Raw genomic sequence first — 20,429 nt, 5'->3', positions numbered from 1 at the left:
TGTCAGTCCTGAAGCCGCGCTGTCCGCCACAAGAGCCGCAGTTTGCGACGCTGTCGGCATCGATGCAAGCCGCGCCCGGGCTGCCCAGGGCGCCTCACGAAGACGGAATAATGAGCGACAAACCGCTGACCGATTTGACTTTTTCCTCGTTCGACCTGCATCCGGCCTTGGTTGCCGGGCTGGAGAGCGCCGGGTTTACCCGCTGTACCCCGATCCAGGCGCTGACCCTGCCGGTCGCGTTGCCGGGCGGCGATGTCGCCGGCCAGGCCCAGACCGGCACCGGCAAGACGCTGGCGTTCCTGGTGGCGGTGATGAACCGCCTGCTGATCCGCCCGGCGCTGGCCGACCGCAAGCCGGAAGACCCGCGCGCACTGATCCTGGCGCCCACCCGCGAGCTGGCGATCCAGATCCACAAGGATGCGGTCAAGTTCGGCGCCGACCTGGGCCTGCGCTTTGCGCTGGTCTACGGCGGGGTGGACTACGACAAGCAGCGCGAGCTGCTGCAGCAGGGCGTGGACGTGATCATCGCCACCCCCGGACGGCTGATCGACTACGTCAAACAGCACAAGGTGGTGTCGCTGCACGCCTGCGAGATCTGCGTGCTGGACGAAGCCGACCGCATGTTCGACCTTGGCTTCATCAAGGACATCCGCTTCCTGCTGCGGCGCATGCCCGAGCGCGGTACCCGACAGACGCTGCTGTTCTCGGCCACGCTGAGCCACCGCGTGCTGGAGCTGGCCTACGAGCACATGAACGAGCCGGAAAAGCTCGTGGTCGAAACCGAGACCATCACTGCCGCACGCGTGCGCCAGCGCATCTATTTCCCCTCCGACGAAGAGAAGCAGACGCTGCTGCTGGGCCTGCTGTCGCGCAGCGAAGGTGCGCGCACCATGGTGTTCGTCAACACCAAGGCGTTCGTCGAGCGCGTGGCGCGCACCCTGGAGCGCAATGGTTACCGGGTCGGCGTGCTGTCTGGCGACGTGCCGCAGAAAAAGCGCGAGTCGCTGCTCAACCGCTTCCAGAAGGGCCAACTCGAAATCCTGGTTGCCACCGATGTGGCTGCACGCGGCCTGCATATCGATGGGGTCAAGTACGTCTACAACTACGACCTGCCGTTCGATGCGGAAGACTACGTGCACCGCATCGGCCGCACCGCGCGGCTGGGCGAAGAGGGCGATGCGATCAGCTTTGCCTGTGAGCGCTACGCGATGAGCCTGCCGGACATCGAGGCCTATATCGAGCAGAAGATTCCGGTCGAGCCGGTGACCACCGAGCTGCTGACCCCATTGCCGCGCACCCCGCGCGCACCGGTGGAAGGCGAAGAAGTCGACGACGACGCGGGCGACAGCGTGGGCACCATCTTCCGCGAAGCGCGCGAGCAGCGTGCGGCCGAAGAACAGCGCCGCGGCGGCGGCCGCAGCGGTCCGGGTGGCGCATCGCGCAGTGGCAGTGGCGGCGGTCGTCGCGACGGCGGCAGTGCCGACGGCAAGCCGCGTCCGCGTCGCAAACCGCGCGTTGAGGGCGAGGCTCCTATTGCAGCGGCTGCATCGGTTCCGCCGGTGGTTGCCGATGCCGCAATCGCTGCGCCGTCCATCGATGTCGATGGCGAGCGTGCACCGCGCAAGCGTCGTCGCCGTCGCAATGGCCGTCCGGTCGACGGCGCCGAGCCGGTCGCATCCACGCCGGTGCCCGCACCCGCTGCGCCGCGCAAGCCGACCCAGGTGGTTGCCAAGCCGGTGCGTGCCGCCGCCAAGCCGGGCGGTAGTCCGTCGCTGCTGAGCAGGATCGGCCGCCGCCTGCGTTCGTTGGTCTCGGGCAACTGACCACTGGCGGCATAAATCGCATCGCCGGTCTGCGGCGATGCGACGCAAGCGCTGGCGCTCCGGCATAATCGCTGGATGACCGTTCTGCGTTTCGACAACGTCAGCAAGCACTACGCCGGGGGCCACCAGGCGCTGACCGATGTCAGCTTCGAAGTGGCCGATGGCGAGATGCTGTTCGTGACCGGCCATTCCGGCGCCGGCAAAAGTACCTTGCTCAAATTGATCCACCTCAGCGAGCGTCCCAGCCAGGGCGCCGTGCTGCTGGGCGAACGCAACCTGCTCAAGGTACGTGGCCGGCAGATTCCGCTGCATCGTCGCCAGGTGGGCGCGGTCTATCAGGACCATCGCCTACTCAACGACCGCAGCATCGCCGAGAACGTGGCATTGCCGCTGATCCTGCGCGGCACCCGGCGTGCCGAGATCGGCAAGCGCGTGCGTTCTGCACTGGAACGCATCGGCCTGGCCCATCGCGAAAAAGCCTTGCCGTCGCAGTTGTCTGCAGGCGAGCAACAGCGCGTGGGCATTGCACGTGCCATCGTCGGCGAGCCGCGTCTGCTGGTGGCCGACGAACCCACCGGCAATCTCGACCCGGCGCTGGCCGCCGAAATCATGCAGTTGTTTGCCGAGTTGCCCGCGCGCGGCACCAGCGTGCTGGTGGTCAGCCATGACCTTGCCTTGCTCAAGCAAATGCGCAAGCGCGTGCTGATCCTGGATCACGGCCGCCTGGTCGACGACATCTCGCCGCAGGATCTGGCCGAATGAGCAAGCTCGCCAATACCGAAGCCGTGGCGCCCTCGCGCTTTGGCGTGTGGATCGATCACCACCTGCACAGCATCGCCTTCAGCCTGGGCCGCGCCATGCGCAAGCCATGGGCAACGCTGCTGACCATCGTGGTGATGGCTTTGGCGCTGGCGCTGCCGCTGGGGCTGTCGATCGCGCTGGACAACGTCAAGCTGCTCGCCGGCAGCGTGCAGCAGTCGCGCGAGATCAATCTGTTCCTCAAAGTCGATGTCGCCGCCGATGCCGCGCAGGCGCTTGCCGGCGAGTTGCGCGCGCGCCCCGATGTGGCGCAGGTGACGTTGCGCACGCCCGAGCAGGGGTTGGCCGCGTTGCGCGAGAGCGCCAAGCTCGACGAGGCTGCCGATGCTCTGGGCGAGAACCCGTTGCCGACGCTATTGATCGTTACCCCCGCCGATGCGGCCGACGACGCGCAGCTGGCGAACGCACTGCAGGCCCTGCCGCAGACCGACCAGGTGCAGCACGACGCGCTATGGCGCAAGCGCCTGGATGGCTGGCTACAGTTCGGGGAACGCCTGGTGCAGGTGCTGTCGGCACTGCTGGGTATTGGTGCGGTGCTGGTGGTCGGTAACACCGTGCGGCTGGACATCCAGTCGCGCCGCGAAGAAATCGGTGTGCTGCAATTGCTCGGCGCCAGCGACGGCTTCATCCGTCGCCCGTTCCTGTATCTGGGTGCGTGGTACGGGCTGGGCGCCGGCGCAGTCGCGCTCGCTCTGATCGCCGCGTCGGGCTTGGCATTGCGCGCGCCATTGGCCACATTGGCCGATAGCTACGGCAGTTCCTTTACCCTGCACGGACTGGATCTGCTGCATTCTGTGATGGTGCTGATCGGCACCCTGGTGCTGGGTTGGCTGGGCGCCTGGTTGGTGACCGGCCATTTCCTTCGTCAGACCCGTCCCACCGAGACCTGAGGCCTGCCATGCATCCACCAGATCTCAAACACCTGATCAGCGACGCACCACGCGTGATGGTCGTCGATGGTTCGAAACTGGTACGCAAGCTGATTGCCGACGTGCTCAAACGCGACCTGCCCAATGTGCAGGTAATCGGCTGCTCCAGCATCGCCGAAGCGCGCGATGCGCTGGAGGCCGGTGCCGTGGATCTGGTTACCACCTCGCTGTCCTTGCCCGATGGCGATGGGCTGACCCTGGCGCGCAGCGTGCGCGAAGCGGCCGGCCAGGCGTATGTGCCGGTGATCGTGGTGTCCGGCGATGCGCAGCAGCATCTGGTGGAGCGCCGCTTCACCGAATACGTCACCGATTATTTCGACAAGGCGCTGGGCCATGAAGCGCTGGCCACGTTCATCCGCGGCTATGTGCAGCCCGAGCCGGTGGTGGGCGCCACCGTGCTCTATATCGAAGACAGCCGCGTGGTGGCCGAGGCGACCAAACGCATGCTCGAGCGCCAGAGCCTGAAGGTGGTGCACGTACTCACCGCCGAAGATGCGTTTGCGCTGCTCACCGCCGAATCGCTGGGCCGCACCGAGCGCCGCATCGACGTGGTGCTGACCGACGTGACCCTCAAAGGCGAGCTCAACGGCCGCGATGTGGTCGAGCGGATTCGCATCGATTTCGCCTATGGCAAGCGCCGCCTGCCGGTGCTGGTGATGACCGGCGACACCAATCCGCGCAACCAGTCCGAACTGTTGCGCGCCGGTGCCAACGATCTGGTGCAAAAACCCATCGAAGAGCGCTTGCTGGTGACCAAGGTCCTGTTTCAACTGCGGCTGGCACGTCTTGAGGATCAGGCTGTCACGCTATGACCGAAGTAGAAGGACGTATCCAGCTGGAACCGTCGTGGAAGGCAAAAGTGGGCGACTGGTTGCTGCGCCCGGAGATGCAGGAGCTGTCTGCCTTCCTGCGTCAGCGCAAGGCCGCCGGTGCCCGGGTGTTCCCACCCGGGCCGCAGATCTTTGCCGCTTTCGATGCCACCCCGTTCGAGCAGGTCAAGGTGGTGATCCTGGGCCAGGACCCGTACCACGGCGAAGGCCAGGCGCACGGGCTGTGCTTTTCCGTTCTGCCGGGCGTGCCGGTGCCGCCGTCGCTGCTCAATATCTACAAAGAAATCCAGGACGATCTGGGCATCCCGCGTCCTGATCATGGCTATCTGATGCCGTGGGCGCGTCAGGGCGTGCTGCTGCTCAACGCGGTGCTGACGGTGGAGCAGGGCCGGGCCGGCGCGCACCAGAACAAGGGGTGGGAAGGCTTTACCGATCACGTGGTGGAGACGCTCAACCGCGAGCGCGAAGGCCTGGTGTTCCTGCTGTGGGGCAGCTACGCGCAGTCCAAGGGCAAGGTTATCGACCAGGCCCGCCATCGGGTGTTCAAGGCGCCCCATCCCTCGCCACTGTCGGCACATCGCGGCTTTCTGGGGTGCAGGCACTTCTCCAAGACCAACGAGCATCTGCAACGCCGCGGCCTCCAGCCGATCGATTGGTCGCTGCCGTCGCGCGACGCGTTGGACACAACGTTGGCCGCCGGCTGAACGACCTGGGTGCAGGCGCATTTCGCCGCAGATTTGTCACGGTCTGCGCAGGGGCGCAGTGCTACCGTAACGTCTGAATTCGGGGAGCTGTACGGTGGAACGCCGCCAAGGCTGGAAGCCCGAACGTCCTATAAATGGAACGCTGGGAACTCTTTCTGTACCCGGCAGTCCAATAGTTCGACTGCTAAGATGGTGCCTATGAACCAGACTACCTCGACTGCCCTTGTGGCAAACAATCTCCCGATTCCCAGTGCGCTCGGTTCGCTGGACGCCTACATCGGTGCCGTGCACCAGATCCCGGTGCTGTCGGTCGATGAGGAACAGAATCTGGCCCGCCGCTTCCGCGACGAGCTGGACCTGGACGCAGCGCGCGAATTGGTCCATTCCCACCTGCGCTTCGTGGTGCACGTGGCCCGCGGGTACAATGGCTACGGCCTGCCGCTGGGCGACCTGATCCAGGAAGGCAATATTGGCCTGATGAAGGCGGTCAAGCGTTTCGACCCGGAAATGGGCGTGCGCCTGGTCAGCTTCGCAGTGCATTGGATCCGTGCCGAAATGCACGAGTTCATCCTGAAGAACTGGCGCATCGTCAAGGTCGCCACGACCAAGGCGCAGCGCAAGCTGTTCTTCAACCTGCGCAAGTCCAAGACCCGCCTGGGCTGGCTCAATGCCTCGGAAGTGACTGCGGTTGCCAAGGATCTGAACGTCTCCGAGCGTGAAGTCATGGAGATGGAATCGCGCTTGTCCGGTCGCGACATCGGCTTCGATGCCTCGTCGGATGAAGACGACGATCATGGCCCGCCGTCGCCGGTCAGCTATCTGGTGGCCAACGAGGAAGATCCCTCGCAGGCTTACGAGCGGCACGACAGCGAAGACAACCAGTTGCAGTTGCTGCGCGAAGGTATGGCCGGCCTGGATACGCGCTCGCGCGACATCGTCAAACGCCGTTGGCTGGATTCGGAGTCCAAGGTGACGCTGCAGGAACTGGCCGACGAGTACGGCGTATCGGCCGAGCGTATTCGCCAGATCGAGGCGAACGCGCTGAAGAAGATGAAGGCGCTGTTCGTCGCCTGATCGGTACGAAAACGCGCGACGAGTTGCAAAAAACGGCCCGGTTATCCGGGCCGTTTTGCATTGCGCGCATGCCGTGTCTTATCGCGCGAAAGTGCCCGGGCGCGGCGCTCAACGTGCCGTGACGCCTTCAAGAGAAGCCTGGCATAGCGAATGTGCTGCAACAGGCACTCCAATCGGTCTGCGACATGCGGTACAGCAGCCTGCGCGCGGTGCACCTACTCCGGCGACCGTGCCACCGGAAGATGCCAGCCGTAGCGGATCGCCATGAAACGCAGGCCAAAACACACGCCGGCACCGGTTGCCAGCGACCAGGCTTGCGGCACTTCGAGTACATGACCGACGGCCACGATGCCGCCACCGGCAAGCGCGGCCACCGCATACAGCTCGGCCTGCAGCACCACTGGCGTGCGTGCCACCAACAGGTCGCGTGCGATGCCGCCGCCGATGCCGCTGAGCATGCCCAGCAAGGTGGAGCTCAGCGGGCTGAGGTGGTAGTCCAGCGCCTTGCTTGTGCCGTAGACCGCAAACAGCGCCAGCCCCGTTGCGTCGAAAATCTGCACCGGGTTGCGCAGCCGTTCCACTGCGGAGTGTCAATAGAAACCTGCGACGCCGGCCAGGCAGGCAGTGAGCAGATACTGCGGGTGCACCAGCGCTGCCGGCGGGGTAGCACCGATCAATACATCCCGCACGATGCCGCCGGACACTGCGGCCGCGCACGACAGTACCAGCACGCCGAACAGGTCCAGGCGATTGCGCACCGCCACCGTCGCGCCGCTAAGGGCGAACACGAAGGTGCCGAGCAGATCCAGCAGGAACAGGACAGTTGCCACGCATAGACCGTCGCATCGGGCCGCACAGCATCGCGCACGGCCGGTGCCGCTGTCACCCGTCCTTGCTGTTGGGTGGCGGGTCGTCGGTGGCGCCGCCGAAGATGATGCGTGCGGCGCGTTGATAGCTCCAGTACGCCATCGCCCAGTTCACCAGCACCACGAAGCGGTTGCGGAAGCCGATCAGGAAATAGACGTGCGCGGCCAGCCAGAACCACCACGCCACGATGCCTGACAACTTGAGCTTGCCCACGTGCACGATGGCCGCCATCCGACCGATGGTGGCCAGGTTGCCGAAGTCCTGATACCGGAACGCGGCTGCCGCCTGACCGTGCTGCCGTGCGCGGATCGCCTTGGCGATGTGCTTGCCCATCTGCTTGGCTGCTGGCGCCACGCCTGGCACCGGGCGTCCTCCCTGCTGCACCGACGCCAGATCGCCGCCGACGAAGATCTCCGGATGGCCTGGCACGCTCAGGTCCGGCTGCACCAACACGCGGCCCGCGCGATCCAGCGGCACACCCAGCGTACGCGCCAGCGGCGAGGCGGCCACGCCGGCCGCCCATACCACGGTGCGCGCCGGCACGAAGGTGTCGCCCAGCTGGTAGCCCAGCGCATCGATATGCGTTACCGGCGTACCGGTGTGCACTTCCACCCCCAGCCGCTCCAGCTGCCTGCGCGCCTTGTCGGTGAGATCGTCCGGGAACGAAGGCAGCACGCGCGGTCCGGCTTCGACCAGCCGCACGCGCGCCTGGCGCGGATCGATATGGCGGAACTCGTTGTTGAGCGTGTGGCGGGCGATCTCGGCCAGGGTGCCGGCCAGTTCGACGCCGGTGGGACCGCCGCCGACCACCGCAAAGCTCAGCCAGGCCGCTCGGGCGGCCGGGTCGGATTCGGCCTCGGCGCGCTCGAAGGCCAGCAGCAGCTTGCGCCGCAGCACCAGCGCGTCGTAGAGGGTTTTCAGGCCGGGCGCATGTTCGGCCCAGTGGTCGTTGCCGAAGTAGGCATGGGTGGCGCCGGTGGCCAGCAGCAACATGTCGTAGCCGAGCGCCTTGCCATCGGCGAGCACCACTTCGCGACGCGTTGGGGCGATTTCGGCCACATCGCCGAGCAGCACTTCGACGTTGCGTTGTTCGCGCAGGATGTGCCGCAGCGGTGCGGCGATGTCCGGCGCCGACAGGCCGGCGGTGGCCACCTGGTACAGCAACGGCTGGAACAGATGGTGGTTTTGCCGGTCGATCAAGGTGATGCGGATGCCGGGGTCGTCGAGCGCGCGGGTTGCCCACAAGCCGGCGAAACCGCCGCCGACCACGACCAGGTGCAAGGGAGCGGGGGAGGGAGATGAGGGCATCGTAGGGTCCGATGAGAGGCAACGCGGGCTCGACAGGATGCCAAATCCGCAATGAACATGATGCGTCGGCATCGCGTGGCTGCGGCATCATGTTGCATCCCTTTCTGACGGCCATCGCATGCCCTCATTGCCACCGCCCTTGCCGCCGCTGTCGTCCGCTGCCATGCCCAACGCAGCGCCGGCCGCCTTGCCCGCGCCTGCGGCGAAGAAAAAACTCAGTGGCGTGGCGATCGGGCTGATCGGCGTGCTGGCGTGCGCGACGCTATTCGGGCTCCTGGTGATGGCTGCGAGCATCTGGCTGATTGGCACCGGTTGGTCGATGTTTGCCGATCAGGCGCGCACTGCGCTGCAGGCAGACGCCGTGGTGCAGGAACATATCGGCCAGATCCGCACGATGCGGGTGGATCTGTACCGCACCGGTCTGGCGCAGGGAGGCGAGGAGTTTGTATTCAATGTGGAAGGCGATCGTGGCGCGGGCCGCGTGCAGGCCACCTGGGTCAGTGCAGGCTCCGATCAAGAGATTCTCAGCGACGGAGAACTCATCCTGCGCGATGGCCGGCGCTTCGCGCTGCCGGCTGCGGACGATAGCGACTTCGATACCGAAACCGAGTTAGACACAGGTTCCGAACTGGACACCGACACCGACACAGCTACCTCGCTGGAGGAGCACGCATGACCGACAATCCCGATAAGCGGATCGCCTTGCTGATCGATGCCGACAATGCGCCGGCCGGCAAGATCGATGTGGTGCTGGCGGAAGTGGCGCGCTACGGCGTGGCCAACGTGCGCCGCGCCTATGGCAACTGGAAGAGCCCGCACCTGAAAGGCTGGGAAGCGGCGTTGCACGATTATGCGATTCGGCCGATCCAGCAATTTGCCTACAGCTCCGGCAAAAACGCCTCGGACATGGCGATGGTGATCGATGCGATGGATTTGTTGTATGCGCGCAATCTGGATGGGTTTGCGATCGTCTCCAGCGATGCGGATTTCACGCCGCTGGTGATGCGCCTGCTCACCGACGGCATGAAGGTCTACGGATTTGGCGAGAAGAAAACCCCGGCGCCATTCGTCAATGCATGTTCCAAATTCACCTACGTCGAAGCACTGGGCGAGCAGGCTGCCGCAGCTCGCGACACCGCCGCTGGGCGCAAGGATGCCACCGCGTTGCGCAGCGATACGCGCCTGGTGCAGATGCTGCGCAATGCCATCGTCAGCGCATGCGAGGACGACGGCTGGGCGTTGCTGAGTGCGGTGGGCAAGCAGGTGGCCAACCAGGCTTCGTTCGACCCGCGCAATTACGGCTATCGCAAATTCAGCGATCTGGTGCGCGCGATCGGCCTGTTCGAGCTCAAGCTGGACGAGCAGGCGTTGTGGGTGCGCGATACGCCCAAGGGCGGCGGCAACCGTGCGAAAGCCGCGATGCCTGTGCCCGCTGTTGCAGCCGAACCACAAGCCAGCCGCAAGCGCGCAACGCGCACCTCGGCCAAACCTGCCACGGGAAAATAACGATGACGCATGATGCGATGGCGCCCGCCGCACAGCCGACGATCACCCTGTGGGGGCGTCGCAATTCCAGCAATGTGCGCAAGGTGCTGTGGTGCGCCGAAGAAACTGGGGTGGCGTATACGTCGATCGAAGTGGGCGGTGCCTTTGGTGGCAATGACACGCCCGCGTATCGCGCGCTGAACCCGAACGGTGTGGTGCCGACGTTGCAGGATGGGCCGGTGGTCGTGTGGGAATCCAATGCGATCGTGCGTTATCTCGCCGCGCAGTACGCGCCGGACTTGTATCCGTCATCGCCGGCCGAGCGCGCGCTGGGCGATCGCTGGATGGACTGGACCACCTCGACCTTTGCCGGCGTGTTTCGTGACCTGTTCTGGGGCGTGCTGCGCACACCCGAGGCCGAGCGCGATGCCACACGTATCGCCGCCGCACTGGTGCAATCAGGCGAGCTGCTGGCACGCGCCGATGCGGCCTTGGCGCAGCAGCCGTATCTGTCTGGCGAGCGCTTTGCGATGGGCGATATTCCGCTGGGCAGCTTCATCTATGCATGGTTCGAAATGCCGATCGAACGGCCTGCATTGCCGCACCTGCACGCGTGGTACCAGCGTTTGCGCGCACGGCCTGCCTACCAGCGCGGCGTGATGACGGCACTGACCTGAGTTTCGAGCCATCGCTCAGGCCAATGTTGTTCAACTACCGTACTCGCCGTCGATCACGCGCGCTTTTGCAAGTGAGTGAGCCTCGTACACCGCGCGCGTTGGCAACTCGCGTGGCTGTAGGAGCGCACCTGGGCGCGAGGGCACTCGGCAACGTTGCATCGCGCCCAGTGCGCTCCTACGAAAACCTGGGCACGCCGCGCAAAGTGCCTCTGGCTGCAGCTCCGTATGCGAGCGGCCCTGCGCTAATACAAATCAATCGGGTCCACGTCCAGCGACCAGCGCACGCGACGCGCCTGTGGCAGCGCATAGATGGCGGGCAGCTGCGCATCGAGCAGCCGATGCAGCGCCGAGCGTTGCTGCGCGGACAACAGCAACTGCGTGCGCTGGAAACCGGCGCGGCGCGGCATCGGTGCCGGCATCGGGCCGTAGCACTCCACGTCCGCAAACGCGGGTGATTGCGCGCTGGTGTCGGCCGTGGCAAGGCCACGTACCGCCATCAGGAACTGGTTGGCCGCCGCGACGTCCTTGGCTTCGGCACGGAACAGCGCCAGATGCGCAAACGGGGGAAATCCCGCGGCTTCGCGCTGTTGCAGTTCGGCATCGGCAAAGGCGTGGTAGCCGCCGTTGACCAGGGTCTGCAGCAGGGGGTGTTCGGGATGGTGGGTCTGTAGCCAGACCTCGCCGGGACGATCGGCGCGCCCGGCGCGTCCTGCCACCTGGATCAGCTGCTGTGAGAGTTTTTCGGCGGCGCGGAAGTCGGCGGAGAACAGGCCTTCATCGATGCCGACCACCACCACCATGGTCAGCCGCGGCAGGTCGTGGCCCTTGGCCAGGATCTGGGTGCCGACCAGAATGCCGGCCTCGGTTCCCAGCCGTGCCAGCTGGGTCTCCAGTGCGTCGCGGCGTTGGGTGGTGCTGCGGTCGATGCGCACCACCGGGAAGTCCGGGAAGGCCTCGGTCAGACGCTCTTCCAGCCGCTCGGTGCCGATGCCCTGCGGCTGCAGCGCCAGGCTCGCGCAGGCCGGGCAGGCCAGCGGTGCGGGTTGGCGCGCGCCGCAGTGGTGGCACTGCAGGCGACGGCCGCCTGCGTGCACGGTCATCGGGGTTTGGTGTAATGGCGTACTGCAGCGTTGGCAGGCGGCGGTCCAGCCGCAGTCGTGGCACAGCAGCACTGGCGCATAGCCGCGGCGGTTCTTGAACACCAGCACCTGCTCGCCGCGCGCCAGGGTGGCGCCGATGCCGGCCAGCACTTCCGGCGACAAGCCGTCCTTGAGCGGACGCTTGCGCACGTCCAACACGCGCACCCGCGGCGGGTGCGCGTCGCCCGCGCGCTGCGAGAGCCGCAGGTGCTGGTAGCGGCCGGAGTAAGCGTTGTGCAGGCTTTCCAGCGACGGCGTGGCGCTGCCCAGGATCACCGGCACATCCAGCGCCCTGCCGCGGACCAGGGCGAAATCGCGGGCGTGATAGCGGATGCCGTCCTGTTGCTTGTAGCTGCCATCGTGTTCCTCGTCGACCACGATCAGCCCGGCGTTGGGCAGCGGAGTGAACACCGCTGAGCGCGTGCCCACGATCAGCTTGGCCTCGCCGCGCCAGGCGGCCGCCCAGACGCGGGCGCGCTCGCCATCGGACAGGCCCGAATGCAGCGCATGCACCGGCACGCCCAGGCGCGCGCGGAAGCGGCCCAGCGTCTGCGGGGTCAGGCCGATCTCCGGCACCAGCACCAGCGCCTGCTTGCCGGCCGCCAGGCAATCGGCGATCGCCTGCAGGTAGATCTCGGTCTTGCCGCTGCCGGTGACGCCGTCGAGTAGAAAGGTGGCAAAGCCGGTGTGCGCGCGAATCGCGGCAGCCGCAGCGCGTTGTTCATCGTTGAGTGCCGGGCCAGTGCCGGGACGCGGTGCGATGGCGTCGGCCGGCACCGCCACGCGCTCGGCGTGACCGCGCTTGGCCAAGTTGCGGGCGGCCTCGCGCCAGTGCGGCAGCAGCGGATCCAGCTGCTCTTCGCCCACCGCTCCGGTCTGTAGCAGGGCCGCAAGCAGTGCGGGCCGGCTGCCTGCACGCAGGCGGCTCGCGCCGATGCGCCCGGCTTCGGTTAGCTGCCAGGCCCAGTCGTGTGTGTCGGCCAGCGGCTCGCCGCGCCGCAGCGGGCCGGGCAGGGCACTGGCTTGGGCTTCACCGAGAGGCGCATGGGTATAACGGGCCAGCCAGTGCAGCGAGCGCGCCAGCTCATCCACCAGCAACGGAGTGTCGTCGCACCACTCCAGCGCCGCGCGCAGACCCTCGGCGGAGGGCTGCTGGCCGATCTCCACCACCACCCCGACCAATTCGCGCGGCCCGAACGGCACGCGCACACGGCAGCCTACCTGCGCCGGATCGGTCAGCAGGGCGTCGGCAGGAGGCAGGTAGTCGAACAGCTGGGGCAGCGGCACCGGCAAGGCGACGCGCAACGTGGGGACGAAGGAAGGCATGTGTGCAGTCTACCGACACTGTCCAGCAGACCCGACTTGCGCAATTTCAATCGTAAAGACCGCGTGATCACTTGCCGCACCTTTCTGTGACCCAAGTGATAAATACGACGTAAACCTATGTGAGGCCTGAGGAAACGGGTTTATCCACACTGCCTGTGGATAAACCTGTGAATTAGTCTCGTGCTCCACGCGGTGAAGGCGGATTCACTTGCCTTGGCAACCTCTTGGACATTTTTTCGCCACACATCGAAAATTCATACGAATCAAAAGCTTAGGCGTGAAACACCATTGCAACAAAGAAAAAACAACAGTTGACAGACGCCGGCGTATCGGTATGTCTGCCGCTGTGCACAACGTCCGTGAGCAACGCGCTCGACCGGAGCGAGGGTGGCGCGATCTGTCAAGCGGTCGGCGTGGGGGATCTGCATCGGTATCATGCCGGCCGATGCTGGAGTTCACATGACCGTAGTCCCCGACGCCCCCGTTACCCCCGCCGCGTTGTCAGCCTCCCTGCGGGGTGTGGAACGCCGGGGTCTGGTGCTGGCGCAGCTGCAATGCGGCGACGTGGCGGCAGCCGAGCGGGCGTTGGCGGCAGCGCTGCGCGCCTTCAGCAGCCAGGCCGCGGGACGGCCGATGGCCGGATGGCCGATGCGCTTCTGGAGCCTACTGGCAACCGCGCCGCCACTGCGCCGCGAGCCGATGCCCGGCACCTGGCTGCCGCCCTTTACCGTGCTGGGCCGGATGCAGACGGCCGACCGGCTGGCGCTGCTGCTGCGGATCGTGGCCGGGCTGGAAGAAGAGGTCGCCAGCGACGTGCAGGGCATCGCGGTGGCGGACTATCGACAATCGCTGGCGCGCGCCTGTCCACGCGATGCCGCCGGCAATCCCGATGCACAGGCGTGGCGGGTGCTGGCCGAAGCGGCGCAGACGGAGCTGCGCGATCTCACGCCGTCCCAGCTGACCCGGCTGAGCCAGTTGCGGGACGCCTCGCTGGCCGGCGTCGCGCTGCAGCCTGCCGTACCGGCAGAGGCGCCGCCCGCGCCCCGCCGCGCGACCCCGGCACGCGTTCGTCCGAAGCGGAAGTGGCACTGGCCACGGCTGGAACGCCGCCACGCCGGCATTGCCCTGGGCGTCCTCGCGCTGGCGCTGCTGCTGACGGTGCTGGGTTGGTGGTGGACGCACCGTCGGCCCTCCTTGCCGCCCGAACCGGTCTCGCAAGCGCCTGCCGGCGTGCTGCATGTCACCGATGCCGCGCCCGTGCTGGTGGAAGAACTGCCGGCGTCCGACCTGCAGGAGGCTCCCGCAGCCCCGGCCATGGATCCGCGCGACCAGACGATGCTGGCCGACCCGGATCTGGAGCTGGCCCGGGCGGCCGACTTCTACGCCTGGTACGCCGCCGGCCACCCGGTGCCGGCGGACGAATCCGGCGCGCATGCCACCGCGGCCGAGCAGCCCTCCGCCCCTCTGGAGACGGTCGATGACGACAATTAAGTGGTACGGCCTGCTGCTGCTCGCCAGTGCCGGGATCGCCGGCGCGCAGGCCCTGCCAGCGGCGCTGGACGAAACCGGTCACACCGGAGCTGCCAGCGCCCCCACCCCGTCGGTAACGCCGAGCGCCGCTCAGCAACGCGCGCGTTGGGCGGCACTGACGCCGGCACAGCAGGCCGACCTGCGCGCACGCTATGCCGCGTGGAAGGACCTGACCGCTACAGACCGCGTGGTATTGCGGCAGGCGCGCGAACGGCTGCACAGCCTGCCCGACGACCAGCAACGCGCCTTGCACACACAGTTCACCGCGATGGATCGCCTGCATCGCGATGGCTGGCGTCTGGGGTCGCAGGTGGGCGCGTTCTACCCGCAGCTGCAACCGCTGATCGGCTATGTACCGGTCGACCAGCGCGAGCGCCTGTTGGCCGTGCTGCGCAGCCTGGATGCCGGGCAACTGGAGCAGCTGGCGGTGCTCGCCCAACGCACCCCGCCGCAAGACCGCGATGGATTGCGTGATGCCTTGCTCGCCGAAGCGCCGGCCACCCGCAGTGCCTGGCTGAAATGTCAACTGGCGCGCTGATCGCCGACGCGCAGTTCGACGCCATGTGTCGGTTCGGCGGCCGGCGATCGAGCTGCATCGTGCGACCAATGCCGCACTCTCGTCACGCATCGCGCGCTGCTGGATCTGTGCGACTGCAGTAGCGCCGCAGTCGCAGGGCGCAGCGTCAAAGCCGCGTCAGGCTCGCCACCATCAGGAAGGCGGCGGCAAACGTGACCACCACGGAATAGAGGCTTCCCAGGCCGAGGTATTTCAGCACCGTAACCGACCACGATTGGCCGTACACGTGGCGCTGCATCCCCAGCAGATACAGCGGCATCCACACTGCCAGCCCGAACTGGAGCACGCCGATGCTCCAGGCGATCGGGGGAGCCCGCTGTACCACCGATTCCCCGAGCAGCGACAGCAGTAGCATCGCCAGCAGATTCAGGCAGAGAAAGGCATGGCTGTAGAGCGCCACCACCAGATGCTCCAGGTACACCCGCCCGCTGCGCAGGTAGAACACGCGCAGCAGCAGCGCAAACAACGGCACCAGCACCAGCAAGGTAGATGGCACCGCGGCGAAGAATGCGTTGTAGAGCAGCTGCGGATTGCTGCGCAGGCGCGGCAGGTTGGCGCGGATATGGTCCAGCTGCAGGTTGAGCCAGCGGTTGGCGAAGTGCGGCAGCGGCGCGAGGGTCAGCGGGTTGCTCACCGGGTCCCAGGGTTTGCCCCCCAGCGAGAAGAATGTGCCGTTGTCGGGGGCATCGACCACCGGTGCGGCGCTTTCCAGCCGCGCGCCCTGATGCAATTGTGCCAGCCGCTTGCGCGCCTCGTTCTCGGCGCGGGCGATGCCGGCATCCACACCATCGCGCGCGATGCCTTCTGGCACCACCTTGCGCGTCTGGGTGAGCGTGCCCACGATCTGCGCACGCACCGCTTCCACCTGCGCCGGTGTGCGTGCATGCGCAAAATCCTTCGGCACCGCGCTCTGCGTCGTGCCGGGCGCAGCGACGTCGGAGTCCTCGTCGGAGGCATGCACCGCGATGCGTGCGATGAAGAAGGTCAACAGGCTCAGCACCAGAAACAGCCGCATCGGTGCGACATAGCGCACCCGCTGCCCGCTCAGAAACCGCAGCGCCACGCGGCCGGGCACCAGTAGATCGCGCAAGGTGCGGAAGATCCGTCCGTCCAGGTGCCAGAACGACTCGAAGACTTCTTCCACCGCATGCGCGACGCTGCGCACCGGGCTATGCGCGCTTTGCCCGCAGGCATGACAAAACGCGCCTTGCAATGCGGTGGAGCAGTTTTCACAGTCCGATGGATGCAACGTGGTCGGATGCAGGGACATGAGCCAGGTCCGGTTGGCGGCGATGGAGAGGCCGCGTGCCCGATGCGATACCCGAAGGCACGCACCCGGCACACGGTACAGCGTCATCATGCGGCTGCCCGGGAACACCGGCAGCTGTTTTCGTTGCCGCCCACGTGGCAGCGAGCGCGGCGGGAGCTGCCCAAGCGCGCGTCAGGCCGCAGTCGGAAAGTACGCGTAAGATAGCGGCCCCACGCGACCCGGTGCCAGCGCCTCCCGGCACGGCCGTAGTCCGCGCAGCAATCGGTGTGTCATGTCTGTTTCTCCTGCCTCCGCGTCTGCGACGCCAGGCTTCGCGTCGGAAGTACGTACCACGGGCCTGTTGGCCCTGCCATTGGTGCTAGGTCACGTCTCCACCGGCTTGATCGGGTTTGTCGACAATGTCATCGCCGGCCACCACGGCACCGCGACGCTGGCGGCGGTGACCATCGGCACCTCGCTGCTGTGGCTGCCGATGCTGGTGCCGATCGGCACGCTGATCTCCTTGACCGCCTCGGTGTCCCAATTGCGCGGCGCCGGGCGCGAGCGTGAGATCGGCCCCTTGTTTCGCCAGGCGCTGTGGCTGTCGCTGGGGCTGAGCGCATTGATGTTCGCGTTTCTGAGCATCGTGCCGCCACTGCTGCCCACCTTCGGGATCGCGCCGGACATCGTGCCCGGTGCCACCGATTTTCTGCATGCAGTGCGCTGGGGCGTGCCGGCGCTGACGTTCTACTTCTGTATGCGCTATCTCAGCGAAGGCATGCACTGGACGCTGCCGACCATGTTGCTGGGCTTTGGCGGCTTGCTGGTGCTGGCGCCGCTGGGCTATGCGCTGACCTACGGCAAGTTCGGGTTTGCCGAGCACGGCGCGCAAGGCCTGGGCATGGCCTCGGCCATCACCATGTGGGTGCAGGCCAGCGTGTTCGCGCTGTATCTATGGCGCGCGCGTCGCTTTGCGCACCTGGAATTGTTCACCCATCTGGAAGGGCCGCGCTGGCGTGCCATCGGCGATCTGCTGCGCACGGGCCTGCCGATCGGCATCACTGTTCTGATGGAAGGCGGCCTGTTCATCGTCACTGCGCTGCTGATCGGCAGGCTGGGCTCGACCGAAGCCGCCGCGCACCAGATCGCCATCAACGTGGCGCAGCTGTGTTTCATGGTGCCGATGGGCGTGGCCGAGGCCACCACCGTGCGCGTCGGCCATGCGGTAGGGCGTGGCGATCCACTGGCCGTGCGGCGCGCCGCGTGGGCAGGCTACGCGATCGTGCTGGGCACGCAGGCGCTGTCGGCCAGTGCGCTGCTGCTTGGCCACGACGCCATCGTCGGGGTATACACCAACGATGCGGCAGTGGCCGCGCTGGCATCGGTGTTGCTGCTGTTTGCCGCCACGTTCCAGTTTCCCGACGGTATCCAGGTGCTCTCGGCCGGCGCGCTACGCGGGCTCAAGGACACCCGCGTGCCGATGTTCCTGGCGATGTTTTCGTACTGGGGCGTGGGCATGCCGATCGGCGCCGGGCTCGGCCTGGGACTGGGCTGGGGGCCGCGCGGCATGTGGATCGGCCTGATTCTGGGTCTGACCACTGCATCGATCCTGATGGGCCTGCGTTTCCGGCAAACCAGCCGGCGGCTGACTGCCAACGCGGCCCCCTGACTTTCAGCGCATGCCGCGCGCATTGCGCAGCCGGTATGCTGGGCACCATTGATTCGTACGTTTCGTACGTAGCGTCTTTTCGACGGAGTTTTCCATGAACCACCCCGTGCGTCGTAGTCCCATCGCCAGTTTCTTTGTCGGCCTGTGGGACGTGATGAATTTCACCCGGCGCCTGATCTTCAACCTGGTGTTCTTCGGTTTCCTGTTGCTGTTGCTGCTGCTGGTCGTGGTGGCCATGGCGCGCGGCGACGGGACCAAGCCGCTGGCCGAGCGCACCACGCTGGTGATCAACCCCGAGGGCACGCTGGTCGAACAGTTCAGTGCCGACCCGGTGAGCCGCTCGCTGGCCAAGGCCGTGGGCGACAAGAGTGCCGAAGAGGTGCAGTTGCGCGACCTGGTACGGGTGATCGAAGCGGCCGGCAAGGACCGCAAGATCGAGCGGGTGCTGCTGAATCTGGACAAGCTGCAGCCGTCGGGCTTCGCCTCGCAGCGCGAGGTGGCCGCCGCGCTGCAAAAGCTGCGCGCGTCCGGCAAGCAGATCGTCGCCTTCAGCGAGAGCATGAGCCAGGGCCAGTACCTGCTCGCCGCGCAGGCCAACGAGGTGTACCTGGACCCGATGGGCAGCGTTCTGCTGGAAGGCCTTGGCCGATATCGCCAGTACTTCCGCGAAGGCCTGCAGGACAAGCTCGGCGTGGACGTGCACCTGTTCCGTGTGGGCGAGTACAAGTCCGCGGCCGAGCCGTACATCCTCGACGCGGCCTCGGCCGATGCCAAGGAAGCGGATCTGTTCTGGATGAACGACGTGTGGCAGCGCTACCTGGGCGATGTCGGCACCGCGCGCAAGCTCACCCCGGCGCAGCTGACTGCCGGCATCGACACGCTGCCTGAAGGCGTGGTGGCGGCGGGCGGCGATCTGGCCAAGTTCGCGCTGCAGCAGAAACTGGTCGACGGACTCAAGACCCGCGAAGACGTCGATGCGCTGCTGACCAAGCGCGGCGTGGCCGACAGCGATGCCGACAGCGGCTTCCGCAATATCGGCTTCAACGATTACCTGAGCCAGTTGCAGGCGCAGCGTTCGCCGATGGACAGCCGTCCGCAGGTGGCCGTGGTGGTGGCGGCCGGCGAGATCAGTGGCGGCGAGCAGCCGGCCGGCCGTATCGGTGGCGAGTCCACCGCCGCGTTGCTGCGTCAGGCGCGCGACGACGACGAGGTCAAGGCGGTGGTGCTGCGGGTGGATTCGCCCGGCGGCGAAGTATTCGCCTCCGAGCAGATCCGTCGCGAAGTGGTCGCGCTCAAGCAGGCCGGCAAGCCGGTGGTGGTGTCGATGGGCGATCTGGCGGCCTCGGGCGGCTACTGGATCAGCATGAACGCCGATCGCATCTATGCCGACCCGTCGACCATCAGCGGCTCGATCGGCATCTTCGGCATGGTGCCCAATTTAACCCGCGCGCTGGACAAGATCGGCGTGCACACCGATGGCGTGGGCACCACGCGCTTTGCCGGCGCCTTCGACATCACCCGTCCGCTGGACCCAGCCGCGGGCCAGGTCATCCAGGCGGTGATCAACAAGGGTTACGCCGATTTCACCGGCAAGGTGGCGCAGGCGCGTCACCAGTCGGTGGAGGCCATCGACAAGGTTGCCCGCGGCCGCGTGTGGAGCGGTGCGCAGGCCAAGCAACACGGCCTGGTGGATGCGTTCGGCGGCATGCAGGAAGCGGTGGCCGATGCGGCCAACCGTGCCAAGCTGAGCAAGGGCAAGTTCCGCGTGCGCTATGTGGAAAAGCCGGCCACGCCGTTCTCGCAGTTCATGAGCGGATTCGCCGGCAGCCGCATGGGTGCGTGGATGCTGAGTGACTCGGGCATGGCCCGCGCCATGGTGGCGCGCTCGCTGCCGGAAGTGGACACGCAGCTGCGCTTCGTTGAAAGCGCCGTGCACGACAGCAAGGCCGGCGGCACGCCGGTCAAGGCGCTGGCGTACTGCTTCTGCGGGTTCTGAGGCGGCACACCACGCCACTGATCGCAACGACAACGCCGGCCTTGTGCCGGCGTTGTCGTCTATGTCGCATCCTGCGTGGGCTTGCCGCGTGCGGGCCGCCTGGCATGGCGCCGCAGAGGTGAACGCGCCTACGCCGCGTGGCGCTTATTGCGTGGCGGCATCGATGGCCTTGCGCTGATCTTCGGCAGCCTGGTCGGTGGCGGCCTGCACCGCGTGCGCCTTGTTCAACGGCTGCTGGATGTGGTCGCGCAAGGCGGTGGCCTGCGGGTCGGGCTTCTGGTCGGTGGGCGCCGGTTGCGGGCGCTGGCAGCCAGCCAGCGACACCATCAGAACGGCGGCAAACATCCAGTGCAGTTTCATCGTCAGGACCTCACTCGGCGTGGCAGGTATCCTAACGCCGCTGTCGCGGGCTGCGTCAACTGCGCCG

The 20,429-nt window shown here is 66.6% G+C and carries 17 protein-coding genes and 1 pseudogene; 13 read left to right on the top strand and 5 right to left on the bottom strand.

Annotation, left to right across the window (positions count from 1 at the left end):
* The first annotated feature begins 110 nt into the window (after positions 1–110).
* The 6 genes from rhlB (at position 111) to rpoH (ending at position 6,179) form a co-directional block, all read left to right on the top strand.
* Positions 111–1,823 (top strand): ATP-dependent RNA helicase RhlB, encoded by a 1,713-nt coding sequence (rhlB, locus tag BJD12_RS10015; protein WP_005987954.1) that lies wholly within the window; start codon positions 111–113, stop codon positions 1,821–1,823.
* Between the two features lie 75 nt (positions 1,824–1,898).
* Positions 1,899–2,585: a cell division ATP-binding protein FtsE gene (gene ftsE, locus BJD12_RS10010; RefSeq protein WP_003484499.1), complete on the top strand. Its 687-nt coding sequence runs from the start codon at positions 1,899–1,901 to the stop codon at positions 2,583–2,585.
* On the top strand, positions 2,582–3,532 hold the full coding sequence (ftsX, locus tag BJD12_RS10005; RefSeq protein WP_005987956.1) for a permease-like cell division protein FtsX: 951 nt from the start codon (positions 2,582–2,584) through the stop codon (positions 3,530–3,532). The genes ftsE and ftsX overlap by 4 nt, the downstream gene beginning before the upstream one ends.
* A gap of 8 nt (positions 3,533–3,540) precedes the next feature.
* On the top strand, positions 3,541–4,383 hold the full coding sequence (locus tag BJD12_RS10000; RefSeq protein ID WP_005987957.1) for a response regulator: 843 nt from the start codon (positions 3,541–3,543) through the stop codon (positions 4,381–4,383).
* A complete protein-coding gene (ung, locus tag BJD12_RS09995) occupies positions 4,380–5,105 on the top strand; it encodes a uracil-DNA glycosylase (RefSeq protein WP_005987959.1) in 726 nt (241 codons plus the stop codon). Before BJD12_RS10000 ends, ung begins: the two co-directional genes overlap by 4 nt.
* A gap of 198 nt (positions 5,106–5,303) precedes the next feature.
* The gene (gene rpoH / locus BJD12_RS09990) at positions 5,304–6,179 is read left to right on the top strand and encodes an RNA polymerase sigma factor RpoH (RefSeq protein ID WP_005987961.1); all 876 of its coding nucleotides are present in this window, start codon (positions 5,304–5,306) and stop codon (positions 6,177–6,179) included.
* A 215-nt stretch (positions 6,180–6,394) separates the two neighbouring features.
* Here rpoH and BJD12_RS24220 read toward each other — a convergent pair.
* Both BJD12_RS24220 and BJD12_RS09975 read right to left on the bottom strand, forming a co-directional pair.
* Positions 6,395–7,009, bottom strand: a pseudogene (locus tag BJD12_RS24220) (trimeric intracellular cation channel family protein).
* A gap of 52 nt (positions 7,010–7,061) precedes the next feature.
* Positions 7,062–8,354 (bottom strand): NAD(P)/FAD-dependent oxidoreductase, encoded by a 1,293-nt coding sequence (locus BJD12_RS09975; protein ID WP_042827571.1) that lies wholly within the window; start codon positions 8,352–8,354, stop codon positions 7,062–7,064.
* 118 nt (positions 8,355–8,472) lie between these two features.
* Between BJD12_RS09975 and BJD12_RS09970 the strand changes: the two genes are divergently transcribed.
* Genes BJD12_RS09970 through BJD12_RS09960 form a run of 3 tightly spaced genes read left to right on the top strand, consistent with a single transcriptional unit; the run spans position 8,473 to position 10,516 of the window.
* Positions 8,473–9,030 (top strand): hypothetical protein, encoded by a 558-nt coding sequence (locus BJD12_RS09970; protein WP_042827572.1) that lies wholly within the window; start codon positions 8,473–8,475, stop codon positions 9,028–9,030.
* Positions 9,027–9,860, top strand: a complete 834-nt coding sequence (locus BJD12_RS09965) for an NYN domain-containing protein (RefSeq protein ID WP_005987970.1) — start codon at positions 9,027–9,029, stop codon at positions 9,858–9,860. The genes BJD12_RS09970 and BJD12_RS09965 overlap by 4 nt, the downstream gene beginning before the upstream one ends.
* Before the next feature lie 2 nt (positions 9,861–9,862).
* Positions 9,863–10,516 (top strand): glutathione S-transferase family protein, encoded by a 654-nt coding sequence (locus BJD12_RS09960; protein ID WP_005987972.1) that lies wholly within the window; start codon positions 9,863–9,865, stop codon positions 10,514–10,516.
* Between the two features lie 242 nt (positions 10,517–10,758).
* Here BJD12_RS09960 and BJD12_RS09955 read toward each other — a convergent pair whose 3' ends face one another.
* Positions 10,759–12,981, bottom strand: coding sequence for a primosomal protein N' (locus BJD12_RS09955; RefSeq protein WP_042827574.1), 2,223 nt, complete (start codon positions 12,979–12,981; stop codon positions 10,759–10,761).
* Positions 12,982–13,440: 459 nt separating this feature from the next.
* Here BJD12_RS09955 and BJD12_RS09950 point away from each other — a divergent pair, with 459 nt between their 5' ends.
* Complete coding sequence (locus tag BJD12_RS09950) at positions 13,441–14,472, top strand: hypothetical protein (RefSeq protein ID WP_042827575.1); 1,032 nt, start codon at positions 13,441–13,443, stop codon at positions 14,470–14,472.
* Positions 14,459–15,049 (top strand): DUF3106 domain-containing protein, encoded by a 591-nt coding sequence (locus tag BJD12_RS09945; RefSeq protein ID WP_005987978.1) that lies wholly within the window; start codon positions 14,459–14,461, stop codon positions 15,047–15,049. The genes BJD12_RS09950 and BJD12_RS09945 overlap by 14 nt, the downstream gene beginning before the upstream one ends.
* Positions 15,050–15,194: 145 nt before the next feature.
* Here BJD12_RS09945 and BJD12_RS09940 read toward each other — a convergent pair whose 3' ends face one another.
* Positions 15,195–16,358, bottom strand: a complete 1,164-nt coding sequence (locus tag BJD12_RS09940; protein WP_042827585.1) for a DUF3667 domain-containing protein — start codon at positions 16,356–16,358, stop codon at positions 15,195–15,197.
* A gap of 271 nt (positions 16,359–16,629) precedes the next feature.
* Here BJD12_RS09940 and BJD12_RS09935 point away from each other — a divergent pair, with 271 nt between their 5' ends.
* On the top strand, positions 16,630–18,006 hold the full coding sequence (locus tag BJD12_RS09935) for an MATE family efflux transporter (RefSeq protein WP_039425112.1): 1,377 nt from the start codon (positions 16,630–16,632) through the stop codon (positions 18,004–18,006).
* Positions 18,007–18,100: 94 nt separating this feature from the next.
* On the top strand, positions 18,101–20,002 hold the full coding sequence (sppA, locus tag BJD12_RS09930; protein WP_005987985.1) for a signal peptide peptidase SppA: 1,902 nt from the start codon (positions 18,101–18,103) through the stop codon (positions 20,000–20,002).
* Between the two features lie 144 nt (positions 20,003–20,146).
* Here the strand turns inward: sppA and BJD12_RS09925 are convergent, their stop codons facing one another.
* Entirely contained in the window at positions 20,147–20,362 is a 216-nt protein-coding gene (locus BJD12_RS09925) for a hypothetical protein (RefSeq protein ID WP_005987987.1), read from the bottom strand.
* Positions 20,363–20,429: the final 67 nt, after the last annotated feature.

The organism is Xanthomonas vesicatoria ATCC 35937 (assembly GCF_001908725.1).
GTDB classification, from domain to species: Bacteria; Pseudomonadota; Gammaproteobacteria; order Xanthomonadales; family Xanthomonadaceae; genus Xanthomonas; species Xanthomonas vesicatoria.
This window is presented reverse-complemented; position numbering and strand designations above follow the sequence as displayed.

What these genes read in the sequence shown, in the direction of transcription:
- rhlB (WP_005987954.1), top strand. Translation starts at nt 111, where the DNA reads ATGAGCGACAAACCGCTGACCGATTTGACTTTTTCCTCGTTCGACCTG.
- ftsE (WP_003484499.1), top strand. Translation starts at nt 1,899, where the DNA reads ATGACCGTTCTGCGTTTCGACAACGTCAGCAAGCACTACGCCGGGGGC.
- ftsX (WP_005987956.1), top strand. Translation starts at nt 2,582, where the DNA reads ATGAGCAAGCTCGCCAATACCGAAGCCGTGGCGCCCTCGCGCTTTGGC.
- BJD12_RS10000 (WP_005987957.1), top strand. Translation starts at nt 3,541, where the DNA reads ATGCATCCACCAGATCTCAAACACCTGATCAGCGACGCACCACGCGTG.
- ung (WP_005987959.1), top strand. Translation starts at nt 4,380, where the DNA reads ATGACCGAAGTAGAAGGACGTATCCAGCTGGAACCGTCGTGGAAGGCA.
- rpoH (WP_005987961.1), top strand. Translation starts at nt 5,304, where the DNA reads ATGAACCAGACTACCTCGACTGCCCTTGTGGCAAACAATCTCCCGATT.
- BJD12_RS09975 (WP_042827571.1), bottom strand. Translation starts at nt 8,354, where the DNA reads ATGCCCTCATCTCCCTCCCCCGCTCCCTTGCACCTGGTCGTGGTCGGC.
- BJD12_RS09970 (WP_042827572.1), top strand. Translation starts at nt 8,473, where the DNA reads ATGCCCTCATTGCCACCGCCCTTGCCGCCGCTGTCGTCCGCTGCCATG.
- BJD12_RS09965 (WP_005987970.1), top strand. Translation starts at nt 9,027, where the DNA reads ATGACCGACAATCCCGATAAGCGGATCGCCTTGCTGATCGATGCCGAC.
- BJD12_RS09960 (WP_005987972.1), top strand. Translation starts at nt 9,863, where the DNA reads ATGACGCATGATGCGATGGCGCCCGCCGCACAGCCGACGATCACCCTG.
- BJD12_RS09955 (WP_042827574.1), bottom strand. Translation starts at nt 12,981, where the DNA reads ATGCCTTCCTTCGTCCCCACGTTGCGCGTCGCCTTGCCGGTGCCGCTG.
- BJD12_RS09950 (WP_042827575.1), top strand. Translation starts at nt 13,441, where the DNA reads ATGACCGTAGTCCCCGACGCCCCCGTTACCCCCGCCGCGTTGTCAGCC.
- BJD12_RS09945 (WP_005987978.1), top strand. Translation starts at nt 14,459, where the DNA reads ATGACGACAATTAAGTGGTACGGCCTGCTGCTGCTCGCCAGTGCCGGG.
- BJD12_RS09940 (WP_042827585.1), bottom strand. Translation starts at nt 16,358, where the DNA reads ATGTCCCTGCATCCGACCACGTTGCATCCATCGGACTGTGAAAACTGC.
- BJD12_RS09935 (WP_039425112.1), top strand. Translation starts at nt 16,630, where the DNA reads ATGTCTGTTTCTCCTGCCTCCGCGTCTGCGACGCCAGGCTTCGCGTCG.
- sppA (WP_005987985.1), top strand. Translation starts at nt 18,101, where the DNA reads ATGAACCACCCCGTGCGTCGTAGTCCCATCGCCAGTTTCTTTGTCGGC.
- BJD12_RS09925 (WP_005987987.1), bottom strand. Translation starts at nt 20,362, where the DNA reads ATGAAACTGCACTGGATGTTTGCCGCCGTTCTGATGGTGTCGCTGGCT.